Annotated in this window: 15 protein-coding genes; 6 read left to right on the forward strand and 9 right to left on the reverse strand. The window is 50.6% G+C overall.

Features of this window, described 5'->3' with window-relative positions; translation table 11 throughout:
- Positions 1-93 precede the first annotated feature (93 nt).
- From EH55_RS07480 to EH55_RS07505, 6 genes are all read left to right on the forward strand, one after another.
- Positions 94-1,224 (forward strand): DegT/DnrJ/EryC1/StrS family aminotransferase, encoded by a 1,131-nt coding sequence (locus EH55_RS07480; RefSeq protein WP_037976343.1) that lies wholly within the window; start codon positions 94-96, stop codon positions 1,222-1,224.
- A gap of 71 nt (positions 1,225-1,295) precedes the next feature.
- Positions 1,296-2,165 (forward strand): glucose-1-phosphate thymidylyltransferase RfbA, encoded by an 870-nt coding sequence (gene rfbA, locus EH55_RS07485; RefSeq protein ID WP_037976346.1) that lies wholly within the window; start codon positions 1,296-1,298, stop codon positions 2,163-2,165.
- A 17-nt stretch (positions 2,166-2,182) separates the two neighbouring features.
- The gene (gene rfbC / locus EH55_RS07490) at positions 2,183-2,746 is read left to right on the forward strand and encodes a dTDP-4-dehydrorhamnose 3,5-epimerase (RefSeq protein WP_037976348.1); all 564 of its coding nucleotides are present in this window, start codon (positions 2,183-2,185) and stop codon (positions 2,744-2,746) included.
- Between the two features lie 126 nt (positions 2,747-2,872).
- Positions 2,873-3,484, forward strand: coding sequence for an acyltransferase family protein (locus EH55_RS07495; RefSeq protein ID WP_037976350.1), 612 nt, complete (start codon positions 2,873-2,875; stop codon positions 3,482-3,484).
- Positions 3,471-3,968, forward strand: coding sequence for a hypothetical protein (locus tag EH55_RS14435; RefSeq protein WP_037976353.1), 498 nt, complete (start codon positions 3,471-3,473; stop codon positions 3,966-3,968). Before EH55_RS07495 ends, EH55_RS14435 begins: the two co-directional genes overlap by 14 nt.
- 151 nt (positions 3,969-4,119) lie before the next feature.
- The gene (locus EH55_RS07505) at positions 4,120-5,904 is read left to right on the forward strand and encodes an NlpC/P60 family protein (RefSeq protein WP_037976355.1); all 1,785 of its coding nucleotides are present in this window, start codon (positions 4,120-4,122) and stop codon (positions 5,902-5,904) included.
- Between the two features lie 127 nt (positions 5,905-6,031).
- Here EH55_RS07505 and EH55_RS13495 read toward each other — a convergent pair whose 3' ends face one another.
- The 9 genes from EH55_RS13495 to nuoE all read right to left on the reverse strand — a co-directional run bounded on the left by EH55_RS13495 (position 6,032) and on the right by nuoE (position 15,331).
- Complete coding sequence (locus EH55_RS13495) at positions 6,032-7,015, reverse strand: glycosyltransferase family 2 protein (RefSeq protein WP_051682742.1); 984 nt, start codon at positions 7,013-7,015, stop codon at positions 6,032-6,034.
- 2 nt (positions 7,016-7,017) lie between these two features.
- Positions 7,018-8,205: a CDP-glycerol glycerophosphotransferase family protein gene (locus tag EH55_RS07515; RefSeq protein WP_037976413.1), complete on the reverse strand. Its 1,188-nt coding sequence runs from the start codon at positions 8,203-8,205 to the stop codon at positions 7,018-7,020.
- A gap of 25 nt (positions 8,206-8,230) precedes the next feature.
- Positions 8,231-8,965 (reverse strand): ABC transporter ATP-binding protein, encoded by a 735-nt coding sequence (locus EH55_RS07520; RefSeq protein WP_037976357.1) that lies wholly within the window; start codon positions 8,963-8,965, stop codon positions 8,231-8,233.
- Positions 8,966-9,009: 44 nt separating this feature from the next.
- On the reverse strand, positions 9,010-9,804 hold the full coding sequence (locus EH55_RS07525; protein WP_051682744.1) for an ABC transporter permease: 795 nt from the start codon (positions 9,802-9,804) through the stop codon (positions 9,010-9,012).
- A 15-nt stretch (positions 9,805-9,819) separates the two neighbouring features.
- Complete coding sequence (locus tag EH55_RS07530; RefSeq protein ID WP_201769358.1) at positions 9,820-10,638, reverse strand: glycosyltransferase family 2 protein; 819 nt, start codon at positions 10,636-10,638, stop codon at positions 9,820-9,822.
- 227 nt (positions 10,639-10,865) lie between these two features.
- Complete coding sequence (locus EH55_RS07535) at positions 10,866-12,611, reverse strand: NADH-dependent [FeFe] hydrogenase, group A6 (RefSeq protein WP_037976359.1); 1,746 nt, start codon at positions 12,609-12,611, stop codon at positions 10,866-10,868.
- 31 nt (positions 12,612-12,642) lie between these two features.
- Positions 12,643-14,433, reverse strand: coding sequence for an NADH-quinone oxidoreductase subunit NuoF (gene nuoF / locus EH55_RS07540; protein ID WP_037976361.1), 1,791 nt, complete (start codon positions 14,431-14,433; stop codon positions 12,643-12,645).
- A gap of 20 nt (positions 14,434-14,453) precedes the next feature.
- Positions 14,454-14,834 (reverse strand): (2Fe-2S) ferredoxin domain-containing protein, encoded by a 381-nt coding sequence (locus tag EH55_RS07545; RefSeq protein ID WP_037976363.1) that lies wholly within the window; start codon positions 14,832-14,834, stop codon positions 14,454-14,456.
- A 20-nt stretch (positions 14,835-14,854) separates the two neighbouring features.
- Positions 14,855-15,331, reverse strand: coding sequence for an NADH-quinone oxidoreductase subunit NuoE (gene nuoE / locus EH55_RS07550; RefSeq protein ID WP_037976366.1), 477 nt, complete (start codon positions 15,329-15,331; stop codon positions 14,855-14,857).
- Positions 15,332-15,562: the final 231 nt, after the last annotated feature.

The following is a 15,562-nucleotide window of genomic DNA, read 5'->3' on the forward strand; positions in this document are numbered from 1 at the left end:
TGTAATTGCCATGTATGCGGTATAATCTTTATACGAAGCGTGTGGCTCGAGAATGTAAAGTTTAAATAAAAAGAAGAGGGGAAAATTTGCTCTATGGCTATTCAGTTGTTCGTACCTACCTTCGACGTCGATAACTGTCTCTCGGAAATCAAAGAATGCCTTGAAAAAGGCTGGACCGGCATGGGATTTAAGACGGTCGAATTTGAAGAAAAATGGAAGCAGTACACCTCTTTGCCGAACGCCTATTATCTCGGCTCCGCTACAGCGGCGCTTAACCTGTCTTTCGACATATTGAAGGAGGGTTATGACTGGAAGGACGATGACGAAGTCATCACGACGCCGATGACCTTCATTTCCTCGAATCACGCTATCCTGTTAGCAGGGCTCAAGCCCATATTCGCCGACATAGACGATACGCTCTGTCTCGCCCCGGAATCGGTCCGCGCGCACATCACCGACAAAACGCGCGCGGTCCTTTTCGTCGGACTTGGCGGCAACACCGGAAGATATGAAGAGGTCGTCAAGATATGCGAAGAGCACAACCTTAAACTGATACTTGACGCAGCTCATATGGCCGGCACTCGCCTGCGCGGTGAGATTCCCGGCAAGGAAGCCGAAGTCGTCAACTATTCCTTCCAAGCGGTCAAAAACCTGCCGACAGCCGACAGCGGTATGCTATGCTTCAAAGAGGCGGAATTTGACAAGATAGCGCGCAGAAAAGCGTGGCTCGGAATCAATAAAGACACCTATTCGCGTTCGACGGGCGGCAACTACAAATGGCGCTACGACGTTGAGTATGTAGGCAACAAATATCACGGAAATTCCGTTGTCGCGGCGATTGGGCTCGCGCAGCTGCCGCATCTCGACATGGACAACGCCTACAGGCGTCAGCTCGCGTCATGGTACGATCAGATGCTCATGCCGTGCGGAGATAAAATCAAATTCATCACGGTGCCCGAAGGCTGCGAATCGGCGCGCCACCTCTATCAGATAATGATAAGCGACAGAGACGGGCTGATGACATACCTCAACGAACACGATATATACCCCGGCGTCCATTATGTGGACAATACGCAGTACAGGATGTACGCCTACGCGGCCGGTACATGCCCGAACGCCGCTTACGCAAGCGACCATCTGCTTTCGCTGCCGATGCACCTTCGCCTGACCTATGAAGACGTATCGACCGTGGCGGAGTGCGTAAAGGAATTTTTGGCGAAATAAACCAACAAGGGCGAAGCCTTGACAACAGGGCTTCGGCTTTTTCTATAAAATACGAGAGGAGTTTTGAAACTATGAAGGGTATAGTGTTGGCAGGCGGCAAGGGGACTCGTCTTTACCCGATAACTAAATCCGTTTCAAAGCAGCTGCTTCCTATATACGACAAACCTATGGTCTATTACCCCATTTCGGTCCTGATGCTTGCCGGCATCAGGGATATCCTGCTGATATCGGCGCCGGATGACATAGCCCAGTATGAGAGGCTGCTCGGCGACGGAAGCTGCTTCGGCGTCTGCTTCAGTTATAAGGTACAAAAAGAGCCGAGAGGCCTCGCCGACGCTTTCATCCTCGGCGAAGATTTCATAGGAAGCGAAAATGTATGCCTGATCCTCGGAGACAATATATTTTACGGGCAGAAGCTGTCTGACATCTTGAATCACGCGACCTCCCGCAAAGTCGGCGCTACAATTTTCGGCTATCCCGTCAAAAATCCGCGCGAATTCGGCGTCGTCGAATTTGACTCCGATAACAAAGTCATCTCGATTGAAGAGAAGCCCGCCGCGCCGAAATCAAATTATGCCGTGCCGGGTCTTTATTTCTATGACAACAGGGTCGTAGAGATAGCAAAAAACGTCAAACCTTCAAGAAGAGGGGAGATAGAAATAACCTCCATCAACAACGCCTATAAAGACATGGGAGAGCTGCGGGTGGAGCTTCTTGGGCGCGGCATGGCGTGGCTTGACACGGGCTCGCCGAAAGGCATGCTGAAAGCAGCCCAGTTCGTCGAAGCCGTTCAGTCGAGGCAGGGCTATTATATAGCGTGCCTCGAAGAGATAGCCTATAGGATGAAATTCATCGACGCCGACAGGCTCAAGACCATGGCAAAAGAGCTGGGGAAAACGGACTACGCTCAGTATCTTCTCACGACCGCAAACGAAAAATAGAAAGGAAACTGACTGCCATGAAAATCACAGAGCTCGAAGTGCCCGGAGTGTTTCTTCTCGAACCTAAATATTTTGAGGACAGCCGCGGCTATTACTGCGAGTCATATTCTAAGCGCACGCTTGCGGAGATTGGACTGAACGCCGACTTTGTCCAAGATGGACACAGCCTTTCAAGAGAAAAAGGGATACTGCGCGGAATACATTTCCAGAGATACCCACACTCTCAGACGAAACTCGTGCGCTGCACGCGAGGGCGTATCCTTGACGTCGCCGTGGATTTGCGCAAGGGCTCGAAATATTATACGAGATGGGTCGCTGTGGAGCTTTCCGAGGAGAATCGCAGGCAGTTGTGGATTCCAAAGGGCTTCGGACACGCATTCCTGACACTGTCGGAAAATTGCGAGCTTCAGTACAAGGTCGACGATTTCTACTGCCCACGGGAGGACCGTTCGATCGCCTGGAGCGATCCGCAGATAGCCGTAGACTGGCATTTAACTGCGGAGCCGACGTTATCCGAAAAAGACAAGAAAGCCCCTCTGCTGAAAGATAGCGATGTGAACTTCGCGACAGAAAATTGCTGATGCATATGATACAATAAAAAACAGCCAAGAGTGGAATTACGTATCTTTTCATATCTCCGCTTTAAGACATATGTTTCACAATGCTAAACTATGATGGCGGTATCAATTTAGATTGGAGTGCTGGAAATGCAGATGCTTAAACGCAATGCGATAATTGACTTACTGAAATTTCTATTTGCAATAGTAATAGTTTTACAGCATATAAATGTAATAGGTGTTTCTAATAGTGAATATTTGATAGGTAAATATGGTTTTGTATCTTCGGAGTTTTTCTTTATAGTCTCTGGATACTTGCTTGCCCATTCTACTGCAAAGAAAGATAAAATCGAAAGTAATATGTTAGGTGTCGATACTATCCATTTCATACTTCACAAAATACAAATAATTTTCCCCTATTTTGTTTCCGCATGGTTTATTGCATTTGTCAGTAAGTGCTTTATTTATAAATACGGTATTGCCGATATTTACTACAACCTGATTTATTCTATCTGGGAGCTTATGTTTTTAAGAATGTCCGGTATATATCATTTTCAGTCGATAGGACATACATGGTTCATCTCGGCTATGTTTATTGTAATGATCGTAATATATCCGTTAAATAAGGCTTTAAAAGATAAATTTCAGTTGATTATTGTCCCTTTTATTACTATTATAGGTTATGGTTTTATGTCACACAATTATAAGAACATTGATATATCTTATTCTTGGGGGGGGGGGGTGTTACATGGCGCTGCCTAGGGCGTTTCTCGCGATATCTCTAGGATGTCTTTGTTACGCCGCCGCAGATTATTTGGATAGAATAAATTTCACCAAAAAAGGGCGTGTTATATTGACAGTCATTGAATGTTTTTTATGGCTGTTTGTCTTTTCACACATTTTCTTTTTCTATAAAGAGAAATTAGATCTCGTTAATGTATTGTTTATTGCTATAGCTACTACCGTTTCTTTCAGTTCGAAAAGTTACCTGAGTCAAATAGTATGCGGAGATTTCTTTAGTTCCTTGGGAAAACTGAGCTTAACTTTGTATTTAAATCATTTTATTGTTACTAAGTATGTCAGCATAGTTGCTAAGCCTTTAAATCTTACAGACATACAGAAAATAACGGTTTACTTGATAGGCGCTATGATGATGGGAGTAATCGGGCTTGTAGCAGGAGATTGTGTAAAAGAATTTTATAACAAGTATAAATTTAAGTTAGTTAAACAGATGATAATAAATTAAATAATATACGCACAGGAGAGAAATTTTTTGTGGAGTGACACTGCCAAAACACACAAAAGAATATTTGAGCCGGTTATCGTTACGGTAGTAGTGCATTAAAGTGTTATAATTTTCAGACAACCAAATTTTAGTTTATGGGAGGGAATTACATATGGCAAACGAAAATCTTATCAGCCACAGACGACATTTATGGGCAGAAGGTGCGGTTCTGGGGGCAACTGGAGAGATATTGAATAATGAAAGTATGCGGTTGTCCTATATACACTCAGATTTCTTCCCCATAGAGAGTGGGGCTGCCTATACTTTCCGTTCCCTTGGTCCATGTAAGGGATTTTTAGTATTCTTCGACGCTGACAAGGTATACTTGGGGGTAAGGGCTCCAAATCTGGCTGCGCAGCAGCAAGAAGGAGGCTATACCTTTACGTCACCAAATGGGGCTGCCTGGTTCCGTGTTACGAGTTCCGTGCGTGACAGCAACGATACACTGCTGCGCTCTACCATTTATGACCTTGGCTATAAGCACCTTTACAAGCTGGAAAAGGGATCAGCGGCCACATCGTTTATCCCGTCAAAGCGCGATAGCCAGGAACCTGTTTATCTGGAATCCAGCGAAAGACCGAAAAACAACGCAGAAGCGGCAAGGCAATTGGTCAGTGTGGCTGAGAGTTACTTAGGTAGAGGCTGGGTCTATGGGCAGGAGCCTTCCAGACAGGATACATATACGTTGGAAGGACCACCGGCAGAAAGTCTGGTAACCGAAGCTGGCATAAAACAGATAGACTGTATGACACTAGCCGTGCTTGCTATAAACGGAATTGATTATTTCCAATCCAAATATTTTAATAGTTCGTTCCCATGGCGTGGCGCGAGGTATTATGGCTGGGGAAAATATCCGAACCATCTTTATTTGGAAGGGCTGTCACGATGGTTTTACAAAAACGGCTGGGAAATAGACCCGGGCATAAACTACAGCAAACTACAGGCAGGAGACCTTGTTTTCTGGGGCGGCAACCCTTTGAAACCAAGCTACGCACAGTTCAGTCCATATTTTCGATGCATAGACCATGTAGGTATATACACAGGGCGTTGGGTGCCGGATCCCAATCGGAATAACGAACTACACCCGCAGACGATAGAAGTGCAGATGGGCTCGCCTGTAGTTGTCCACCGTTTTGTAGATGAATATTCGGATGATACGGTAGTTACAAGCCACAGTACACAATGGATTCAGATGTTCGCACGCATACCGCTGGAAACGCCTTTTACAGAATATGACAGCGAACAAACGACGGGCAATGTGATTTATTCGAGCTACTATAGGCCGTCCTTGTTCTTTGAAGGAAATGGTCTGCCGTTTAAAATCGATATTTACGGTAGGAACTATGCAATATGGGAGATAGGTAACATAAACCCGGAAACAGGACAGAAGATCACGGCAGCTAACCGCATCAGGTCAGAATTTGTTCCGATTGGGACGAATTATAAAAATGGGAACGCCCTTTCTGCCGCCGGATTTACAAACGTTGCGTACTATTTCTACACCGCCGATCTTACATACCTGGGTTACAATCATGCAGAAGGGGAAATGTACAGCATAATAACATTTAAAAAAACCGACAACAGCAATATAACAAGTGCCGATCTTGCCACGTTCAACGAAATAACGGCGATTCAAAAGGCAGGAAGGGATACTCGTTGGGGCGCCAAATACCCGCCGGGATTCCATAGTTATGCCTATCTTGATACTGTGCTCCCAACAGGTTCATATCTTGACCGGCGAAACGGCAAATATGCCTATACTTCAGATGGGATAACCTGGACGGAGCTGCCCGCAATCGATCAGGCTAAGCTTAACGGATTGCGTATAGGGGACGGAGAAAACAATATTTACGTGCCTAACGGGCAGAAGGTTAAACTGATGAAACAGGAATGGTAGTCTTAAGGAGCGCAGGTGGCAAGAATGCTGGACAGGGGAAATTATGAGGTACAGCATCTTCATGGGAGCGTCGTCTTATACGAGGCGCTTATGTGCTCTCGAGCCTTTGGAGAGGCTATTTCATAAATTACAGAATCTTATAATTTCGCCTAATGGCTTTTTTAATTTTTCTTATAGGATATGATAGAGTCCCCGTTATTATGCGCGCTATGACTGCGGTTTTGTTTTTGCTTTTGCCAAACACTTCGGCAAATATCTCAGCATTTTCCCGTGTTGGGTTCTTAAGCAACTCTACCCAAGCGTGATATCCAACGTCAATGCGGTATTTCCTGAATTCTATTTTTCTCCCGAAGACTTTATCGGCCATTTTTACGCATTCGTCGGCCCATTTGAAGTAAGAGAGCGACAGGTTGTTGTTGTGGCTGTACGCGCTCCAGCTCGCGCTGTCCGAGGTCGTTACATAGCGATATGCGGACATCGCTTCATTGATGCGAAAGACGGGGCCGTAAAGAGTCAAAAGCAGCATCAGCTTCAAGTCGGGTATGCATTCGCAGGCGCAGTAATCTTCATCCTGCTGTTCGGTGAAGCTTAGAAAAACATTTTTATACATCAATGTCGAACTCTGCCCAGCGTGAAGCCCTTTTTCTACGTCCGCTATCGTACAAACCTGTTCCTTTGTGAAGTGGTCGAAGGCAAAGCCCTCCCGCTCGTTCCCGTCGTCGTCGATAAATGATATTTCGTGCGCGCAGGCGGAAAAATCGGGATGGCTCTCCATGAAGTCGAACTGTTTCTGCAGTTTCAGCGGGTCGGTCCAGTAGTCGTCGCCTTCGAGTACTGCGATGTATTTGCCGCGGCATCTTTTTCTCGCGTCACGTGAATTCCTAACGACACCGACGTTTTGCGAATGAAGTATGAGGTTGAAGATGTCCGGACGGCGTGCCGCATATTCTTTGAGTATCGAAGGCGTAGAGTCGGTGGAGCAGTCTTCGGCCACGAGGACTTCAAAGGGAAAGTCCGTGCGCTGCATGATTATACTTTCAAGAGCTCTGCGGATGTATTTTTCGTGGTTGTAAGCTATCAAGATAATGCTTAGAAGCGGCCTATCCGACATCGTCAGCGTCCCCTCCCCAACAGCTTCATTATAGCATTGTAATTGCGCGCGCAGTTCCCATTGTCGATGTGGGCGAAAAAGTCAGCCGCCCTTTTTGTGTATTTTTCTTCAGGCGCAAAGTTACTTCCGGCGTAGGCCGATATCTTGGAAAGCAGTTCGTCAAGAGTAGAGCAGAGCGGTCCGAAACCATCCTCCATGTAGTCGAAGTACGATGGTTCGAGATGCCTTTGTCTGAATTCTTCGGCGTCAAACTGATAGTATATGAGCGGCTTATGCATGTAGGCAAAATCCGTCGATATGCTTGAATAATCGGTGACGAGCATCGGCGATGCAGAGATGCGTTTCTGTATGTCGGCACTACTCCACTGTAGCAACGTTATCAGCTGCGAGCCGTACGAAAAATATTTCAGGAATTTTTCCATATTCCTGTGAGGGCAGAATATTAAACGAACACCGTTTTCTGCGAGTATTTTTTCAAGCTTGGGCGAATTTAAAAATTCCTGCCAGCGTTTGAAATAAAGAGTGTCCGTGAAATGTCCTGCGCCCTCTCCATGCGCTATCCATTTGCGCCATGTCGGAACTACAAGTATAGTTCCGTCACTGCCAGATTTCTCATTTATCAGAGCGTCGTAACGGCACATTCCGGCGCAGACGACGCTTCCTTCAGGGTAGCCGTAACGTTTTTTCACAAATTCAAATTCAGGTTTCGCACCACAGATAAAGAGGCTGATTTTTGTCTCTTTGTAATACAGGTATTTTACGTCATTGAGGATGATGCCGTGCTGAAGCAGTACCCTCTTGTTTTTTAAAAGGCCGGAAACCTCAAAGAGGTAGCATACCGCAGCGTTTGGCTTGCCTCCCTTCTGCGAGCTGACGTTGACTTCAGCGGCAAGATAATAGACCCAGTGACGCAGCGAACTGTAGGAGACGATTTCCCCGAGATTTTCAACTTTTTTAAAGTCTGATGAATTTATGCTTATTGCGTAGACTGCGTCGATCTCTGGATGTTCTTGCCTAAGATATTGGAATAGCCTATAAGCGTTGTCGCGTGCTTCGCCGGCGTATTCGGATATCAACCACATTTTCCCACGCCTTATGCGGTATACCGCTGAAAGCGGCAGCGCGAATAAGAACTTGAAGATGTGGATGATATCCTTATATGTTACCCTTGAAAATTTTTCTTTCAGCATCACGCTTACCGCAGCCATGGTCATATTATGATTTTTCGTACGCTGAGCAGACTGTCTCGCTATCCCCAGAGAGGACCGCTTTGCCGCTGTCCAGCCACAGGGCTTTTTGGCACATTCTGCGCACGGCGTCGCACGAATGCGAAACGAATAGCAACGTAACGTTGTTTTTCAGCATTTCCTGCATTCTCGCCTCGCATTTTTTCTGAAAGGCTTTATCTCCTACTGCGAGGACTTCGTCGATGATCAATATTTCCGGCCTGACCACCGTCGCAAGCGCGAAGCCTAGACGCGCGCTCATCCCGGATGAAAAGTTTTTGACCGGCACGTCTACGAAGCGTTGTACTTCAGCGAAGTTTGTGATCTCGTCAAAGTGATCTTCCATAAATTTTTTATTGTGTCCAAGCAGAGCACCGGCGAGAAAAATATTTTCGCGCGCAGTCAGCCTACCGTCGAAGCCAGCCTGCAGCTCTATCAAAGGTGCAATCTGCCCATATGTCTTAACCGTGCCGCGGTACGGCTTCAGTATGCCGCATATCAGCTTGAGCAGCGTTGATTTGCCCGAGCCATTGCGTCCTATTATGCCCCACGATTCGCCCTTTTTCACTGTGAGGCTGACGTTGTCTAAAGCGAAAAATTCTTGGAAGAGGAGCTCTCTCTTCGCTAGCTTCACGAAATATTCTTTTAGATTGTCTATTTTTTCTGTCGCGAGGTTGAAGCGGACAGCCGCGTCCCTGACCTCGATCATTGTCTTTTCTTCCATAAGATAAATTACTCCCGATTTTTACGTCTTATAAACATGCTACGCTATATGTAGAGTATAAAATTGTCCTGCGTTCTTCTGAATGTTTCGACTCCTATCACAAGTGAAAGCAACGCGGCGAAGCAGCCTATTATGAACATATCGGTATCAGGCATTTTGCCATAGAGAATGAAGCCGCGCGCTTGCTGCACGTATATAAAGATGGGGTTGAAATGCGAGACCAGCCAGTAAAGCTTTTGGGGAAGTATCTTTGCCGGATAAAATAGCGCCGACAGGTACATCCACGCTGTTAAGAAGGCGTTGTATATGTACTGGACATCGCGGAAATATACCGTGGCTGCCGCGAGAAAAAACGCCATGCCCATGCAGAATACGTAAAGCTGCAGCAGTGTAATCGGCAGCAACAGTATGTACCAGGATGGAAGCGTCTTCGTAAAGAGCATTACGATCGCTATCGCGCCGAGCGAAAAGATAAAATTCACAGCGGAACTCGTTACGCTTGCAAGGGTGAATATGTAGCGCGGCACGTAAGTTTTTTTCAGCAGCGCCGCGTTGCCGATGATCGACCACATACCAGTCCTTGTGGACTCGCTCAGAAAATCAAATATCGCCCTTCCGATGAGAAGGTATATAGGATAATTTATAATATCGTAGCGGAACATGTTGGAAAAAACGCCGGTAAGTACGATCATTATCAAAAGTGGATTCATTACGCTCCATAGGTAGCCGAGCACACTTCTCCTGTATTTCAGGCGGATGTCGCGCCTGACGAGCTGGGTGAGTAATTCCCTTTTGTTGTACAGGTTTACGACGCGCTGTATTGTCTTTGTTCTTGTCATTTCAAATTGTCCCCGCTATCTTTGGATGTTTCGGGAATTACGTATATTTCTGTATTTTTTTATGCTTTTGAACGCATACGGAAACATCGCGCGCGCGGCCTCAAGGCGCGACAGGCCCGCAAGCCTGTATGTCCTGTATGTCATCAGCGCCGACCTGAGTTTGTTTCCCGACTTCGAATCCCTGGATATCCTGTACCGCAGAAGCGGCAAATCAAGGCCATACGCGAGCACGCCCCTCTTCAGCAATGTCAGCCACAGCGCATAGTCTTCGTGCGTACCATCTCCCGAGGGGACATTATACAATAACAGAGATTTTTTTACCATTATCGACGAGCAGGATATGAGGTTCTGCTTCAGGAGTTCCCTATAGCCGATCGTCTCAGGCACGTTCATTATCCATCCGTAAGGCTCGCCCCTTTCGTTCATGAACGAGGAAGCGGTGTACGTGAATTCGGCGTTTTTTTCTTTCGCGAATTCCAGCTGTTTTTGTAATTTATCGCTCTCCCAGCAGTCGTCGGCGTCCAGATAGGCTATCCACTCTCCGCGCGCCATTTTGAGCGCGAAGTCGCGCGAACGCTTCGCGCCGACGTTTTTCTCGCCGCGGTACAGCCTGACTCTGGGGTCATAGGCGCAGAAGCTTTCCGCCTTTTCCGCCGTGTCGTCGGCGGAGCGGTCGTCTACGACCAGCAGCTCCCAATTGCAGAAGCTCTGCGAGAGGACCGAGCGGATCGCCTCGGAGATATATTTTCCGGCGTTGTACGCCGGCATGATCACCGACACCAGCGGCCCGTTGTCGCGAAGTTCCAAATCGCCAACCCTTTCCATGCCGTGCATTTTCTTACGCCTCTTTTCGCGCGCGGCGCAAAATCCGCCTGCGACACGCTTAAATGATAACACACAAAGCTGGGTAAGGCACTATAGCCCGCTCACGGCGGTATAAAAACAGGAAGAGCGATTTGCGAGAAATCCGGCTGTTGATTTTACTGATTTGTATTTCGAGCCGCGCATAAAAATAGGGAGGCTCCTTTCGGAGGCCTCCCCTTTTGCTTTTCTGCGGAGGGTTACAGCTCCCTCGGCTGCGCTTGGTAGTGCGTGTGGAGGTAGTGATGCGACTTCTCTCCCAGCGGCTTGCCGAGCCAGTTTTTGTAAAGGGCGATGATGTCCGGGTTGTTGTGCGACTGGCGCAGGGTGTTCGCCTCGTCGTCGCGGTAGATGGCCGCGGTGCGCGCCGCGCGGATCTCCGGCGTCACCGGCTGGGGCTGTCCGCCGCCGCCGATGCATCCGCCCGGGCAGGCCATGACTTCGATGAAGTGGTAGTCCGCTTCGCCTGCGCGGACCTTGTCCATCAGGATTTTGGCGTTTCTCAGCGTGTGGGCCACCGCGAGCTTCACTGTGACGTTCCGGCCCTTGATCGGCACTTCGACGCTGGCTTCTTTGATGCCTTCCATGCCGCGGACCGGCTTGAAGGCGATTCCCGGGATTTCCTTGCCGTCGTTGAGGATCGAGTAGACGGTGCGTATCGCGGCTTCCATAACGCCGCCCGTCGCCCCGAAGATCACGCCGGCGCCGGTCGATGTACCGAGCGGGCTGTCGTATTTTTCTTCGGGCAGGCTCTTGAAGTCGATGCCGGCGTTTTTGATCATGCGGGCGAGTTCGCGCGTCGTGAGCGAGACGTCGACGTCGGGAATGCCGGGGTTGCTCTGCAGCTGCGGGCGTATGATCTCGGATTTCTTGGCGGTGCAGGGCATGATCGAAACGCTGAATATCTTCTCGACGGGGATTCCCTGCGTCTCGGGCCAGTAGGTCTTAGTCAGGGCGCCGAACATGCCCTGCGGAGACTTGGCCGTCGAAAGGTGCGGCAGGAGGTCGGGATATTTCATTTCGATGAAGTTGATCCAGCCCGGCGAGCAGGAGGTGATCATCGGCAGTACGCCGCCGTTGAGCACGCGGTCGATGAACTCGCTGCCCTCTTCCATGATGGTGAGGTCGGCGGAGAAGTCCGTGTCGAAGACCTTGTCGAAGCCGAGGCGGCGCAGCGCGGCGACCATCTTTCCGGTGACGATTTCGCCCGCCGGCAGGCCGAGCTCTTCGCCGAGCGCCACGCGCGTGGCGGGCGCCGTCTGGACGATCGTGTATTTCTCGGGATCGGCGATGGCGGCGAAGACTTTTTCCGTGTCGTCGCGCTCGCAGATGGCGGCGGTCGGGCAGACCGCGGCGCACTGCCCGCAATATGAGCAGTAAACTTCGTCGAGGCCGAGGCCGAAGGCCGGTTCGACGATCGTCTTGAAGCCGCGGTTCACGAAGGAGTAGACGTCGAGCCCCTGACGCTCGTGGCAGGCCCTGATGCAGCGTCCGCAGAGGATGCACTTGTTGGGGTCGCGGACGAGGCTGGGGTTGTTTTCGTCTTTTACGGCCTTGCGCTTTTCGCCGGTGTAGGGCACTTCGCGGACGCCTATTTCGGCGGCCGTGCGCTGGAGTTCGCAGTCGTTGTTCTTCTGGCAGAAGAGGCAGTCCTGCGGGTGGTTCGCAAGAAGGAGTTCGATGACCGTCTTGCGCGTCTCGCGCACCTTCTGCGTGTTCGTGTGCACGACCATGCCGTCGGCGACTGGATATACGCAGGCCGCACCGAGCCCGCGCGCCTTTTCTATCTCAACGATGCACACGCGGCACGCGCCGACTTTCTCCAGCTCCGGATGGTAGCAGAGCTGCGGAATACGGATCCCGGCTTTGGCAGCGGCTTCTATTACGGTAAAATCAGAGGGCACCTCTACTGTTATGCCGTCTATTGTCACTTTAACAAGTTCCATATTATTTTTACTCCCCTTCCATTAGCCGAAATTATCCGCGCACGATCGCCTTGAACGGGCACTTCTCCATGCATACGCCGCACTTGATACATTTCGCGGTGTCGATGGAGTACACCTGCTTCGGCTGGCCGCTGATGGCGTTTGCCGGGCAGTTTCTCGCGCAGAGGCCGCAGCCTTTGCATGCGTCGGTTATCTTGTAGTTGAGAAGATGTTTGCATACGCCGGCCGGGCATCTCTTCTCCTTGATGTGGGCTTCGTACTCGTCTCTGAAGTAGCGGAGCGTGGAGAGGATCGGGTTCGGCGCCGTCTGTCCGAGGGCGCAGAGCGCGCCGGCTTTGATCGAGTAGGCGAGTTTTTCGAGCTTGTCGATGTCGCCGTCCTCGCCTTTGCCGTCGGTGATCTTTTCCAGCAGTTCGAGCATACGCTTAGTGCCTTCGCGGCACGGCGTGCATTTGCCGCAGGATTCCGACTGCGTGAAGTTGAGGAAGAACTTCGCGACGTCCACCATGCAGGTGTCCTCGTCCATCACGACGAGTCCGCCCGAGCCCATCATAGCGCCGGCGGCGATGAGCGAGTCATAGTCGATAGGCGTGTCGAGGAGCTCTTCGGGCATGCATCCGCCCGACGGTCCGCCGATCTGAACGGCCTTGAATTTCTTGCCGCCGATGATGCCGCCGCCGATGTCGAAGATGATCTCGCGCATCGTGATGCCCATCGGGACTTCGGCGAGCCCGGTGTTGTTGATTTTGCCGGTGAGGGCGAAGACCTTCGTCCCCTTTGATTTTTCAGTGCCGAGCTTGGCGAACTCCTCCGCGCCCACGCGGAAGATGTAAGGAATGTTCGCGAAGGTCTCGACGTTGTTTATATTAGAAGGCTTGCCCCAGAGCCCCTTAACCGCCGGGAAGGGCGGGCGGGGACGCGGCATGCCGCGGTTGCCTTCGATGGACTGCATAAGCGCGGTCTCTTCGCCGCAGACGAAGGCGCCGGCACCCTCTTTGATGTGGATGCGGAAGTTGAAGTCCGTGCCCAAGATGTGCTCTCCCAGGAGTCCGGCTTCTTCGGCCTGGGAGATGGCCTGCCTCAGGCGTTTGATCGCGAGCGGATACTCGGCGCGGCAGTAGATGTAGCCTTCGTCCGCCCCGATCGCGTAGGCGCCGATGCACATGCCTTCGAGTATCGCGTGCGGGTCGCCCTCAAGCAGCGAACGGTCCATGAACGCGCCGGGGTCCCCCTCGTCCGCGTTGCAGATGATGTATTTCTTCGGCCCAGGCGATTTCTGGCAGAAGCCCCACTTCATGCCCGTCGGGAAGCCGCCGCCGCCGCGTCCGCGGAGGCCGGTCTTTTTCATCTCTTCGACGACCTGCTGCGGCGTCATCGTAAGAAGGACTTTCGCGAGCCCTTCGTAGCCGTCGGCGCCGATGTATTCCTCAAGGGAGTCGGGGTTGATGCGCCCGCAGTTCTTGAGGACCTGGCGGTGCTGCTTCTTGTAGAAGTCGATCTGCGCGTAATCGGGGACGCTTTCCTCGGTGATGGGTTCTTTGTAGAGGAGGCGCCCGACGATACGCCCTTTGAGCAGATGCTCGCTGACTATCTCGGGGACGTCTTCGGGCGTGACGTGCGTGTAGAACGTTCCTTCGGGATATATGATGACGAGGGGGCCGTGCTCACAGAAGCCCTGGCACCCCGTTTCGACCACCGCCACCTCTTTCTCGAGGCCGGCGGCCTTTACTTCGTCTTTGAATTTTGCGATCACCTTAAGGGAGCCGCCGGAGGTGCAGCCAGTTCCCGCGCATACCAGTACATGTGCTCTTACGAGAGCCATAGAAAATTCCTCCCTTCAGCCTACGCTTCTTTGCTGGGAATCTTGCCTATGACAAGATCCTGAACGACGACGCCGTTGATGAGATGGTCCGCTATAATGCGCGGAACGTCGCTCGGCTTCACGTTTCCGTAGGTGACTCTGTCCTTGCCTGGAAGGACTACGTCGAGAAGGGGCTCCTTCTGGCACATGCCGATACATCCGGTCTGGAGGACCGCCACGTCGTGTATGTTGCGCTTTGCAAGCTCTTCGAGTACGGCCGTCATCACCGTGCGCGCGCCCGCCGCTATGCCGCAGGTGCCCATGCCGATGATGATCTGTTTCTCGTTTAGTTTTCTCGTTTCTGTCTGCTGCTTAGCGGCAGCCTTTATCTTACGAAGATCTTCAAGACTCTTGATTGCCATTTAAAATTCCTCCCCTCAGCCTACGCGTACTGGTCCAGGATCTCACCGATCTTCTGCGGTGTGAGCCTTCCATGAGTCTCGTCGTTGACCATGACGCAGGGAGCGAGCCCGCACGCGCCTATGCAGGCGACCGTCTCAAGCGTGAACTTGAGGTCACCCGTCGTAGACTGGCCTTCTTTGAGGCCGAGCTTGTCCCTGATTCCCTGCAGGACGTTCTTCGCTCCGCGGACGTGGCATGCCGTCCCCTGGCAGGAACGGATGATATTCTTCCCGCGCGGCTCAAGATGGAACTGCGCATAGAAGGTCACCACGCCGAATATCTGGCTGATAGGAATTTCAAGCTGTTTGCCGATTTCGATCAGGACATCTTTAGGCAGATAGCCGAAGATATCCTGAGCCTGCTGAAGCACGGGAATGACGCTTCCCTTAGTGCCGCGGTATTTGCCGAGGAGCTCTGCCAGCTGCTCCCACTGCATTTCCGACGTTTTCTCCACCATAAAACGCACCCTCCTTAGTTGTTGCCTCTTCCAGACCCTCCCGTCCGAAAAAGACGCCGATGTAACTATTTGTAGAAAGTTACAAATCAATTCGCTGCGCCCGATGCGAAGCACACGCAACAGAGCACTTGCGAAAAAGTACACAAAGCATCATTATTATATCCTAACACGGCGATTAATAGCAACCGAGATTCTTACTTTTTTCACAAAATAAATATGGATTTGTCTATT

The organism is Synergistes jonesii, assembly GCF_000712295.1.
In the GTDB taxonomy this organism is placed as follows: domain Bacteria; phylum Synergistota; class Synergistia; order Synergistales; family Synergistaceae; genus Synergistes; species Synergistes jonesii.

Excerpts from the sequence above, each read along its gene's own strand:
- EH55_RS14435 (WP_037976353.1), top strand. The coding sequence starts at position 3,471 with ATGGCGCTGCCTAGGGCGTTTCTCGCGATATCTCTAGGATGTCTTTGT.
- nuoF (WP_037976361.1), bottom strand. The coding sequence starts at position 14,433 with ATGGCTCTCGTAAGAGCACATGTACTGGTATGCGCGGGAACTGGCTGC.
- EH55_RS07480 (WP_037976343.1), top strand. The coding sequence starts at position 94 with ATGGCTATTCAGTTGTTCGTACCTACCTTCGACGTCGATAACTGTCTC.
- EH55_RS07495 (WP_037976350.1), top strand. The coding sequence starts at position 2,873 with ATGCAGATGCTTAAACGCAATGCGATAATTGACTTACTGAAATTTCTA.
- EH55_RS07505 (WP_037976355.1), top strand. The coding sequence starts at position 4,120 with ATGGCAAACGAAAATCTTATCAGCCACAGACGACATTTATGGGCAGAA.
- EH55_RS07530 (WP_201769358.1), bottom strand. The coding sequence starts at position 10,638 with ATGCACGGCATGGAAAGGGTTGGCGATTTGGAACTTCGCGACAACGGG.
- nuoE (WP_037976366.1), bottom strand. The coding sequence starts at position 15,331 with ATGGTGGAGAAAACGTCGGAAATGCAGTGGGAGCAGCTGGCAGAGCTC.
- rfbA (WP_037976346.1), top strand. The coding sequence starts at position 1,296 with ATGAAGGGTATAGTGTTGGCAGGCGGCAAGGGGACTCGTCTTTACCCG.
- EH55_RS07515 (WP_037976413.1), bottom strand. The coding sequence starts at position 8,205 with ATGCTGAAAGAAAAATTTTCAAGGGTAACATATAAGGATATCATCCAC.
- EH55_RS13495 (WP_051682742.1), bottom strand. The coding sequence starts at position 7,015 with ATGTCGGATAGGCCGCTTCTAAGCATTATCTTGATAGCTTACAACCAC.
- EH55_RS07525 (WP_051682744.1), bottom strand. The coding sequence starts at position 9,804 with ATGACAAGAACAAAGACAATACAGCGCGTCGTAAACCTGTACAACAAA.
- EH55_RS07535 (WP_037976359.1), bottom strand. The coding sequence starts at position 12,611 with ATGGAACTTGTTAAAGTGACAATAGACGGCATAACAGTAGAGGTGCCC.
- EH55_RS07545 (WP_037976363.1), bottom strand. The coding sequence starts at position 14,834 with ATGGCAATCAAGAGTCTTGAAGATCTTCGTAAGATAAAGGCTGCCGCT.
- EH55_RS07520 (WP_037976357.1), bottom strand. The coding sequence starts at position 8,965 with ATGGAAGAAAAGACAATGATCGAGGTCAGGGACGCGGCTGTCCGCTTC.
- rfbC (WP_037976348.1), top strand. The coding sequence starts at position 2,183 with ATGAAAATCACAGAGCTCGAAGTGCCCGGAGTGTTTCTTCTCGAACCT.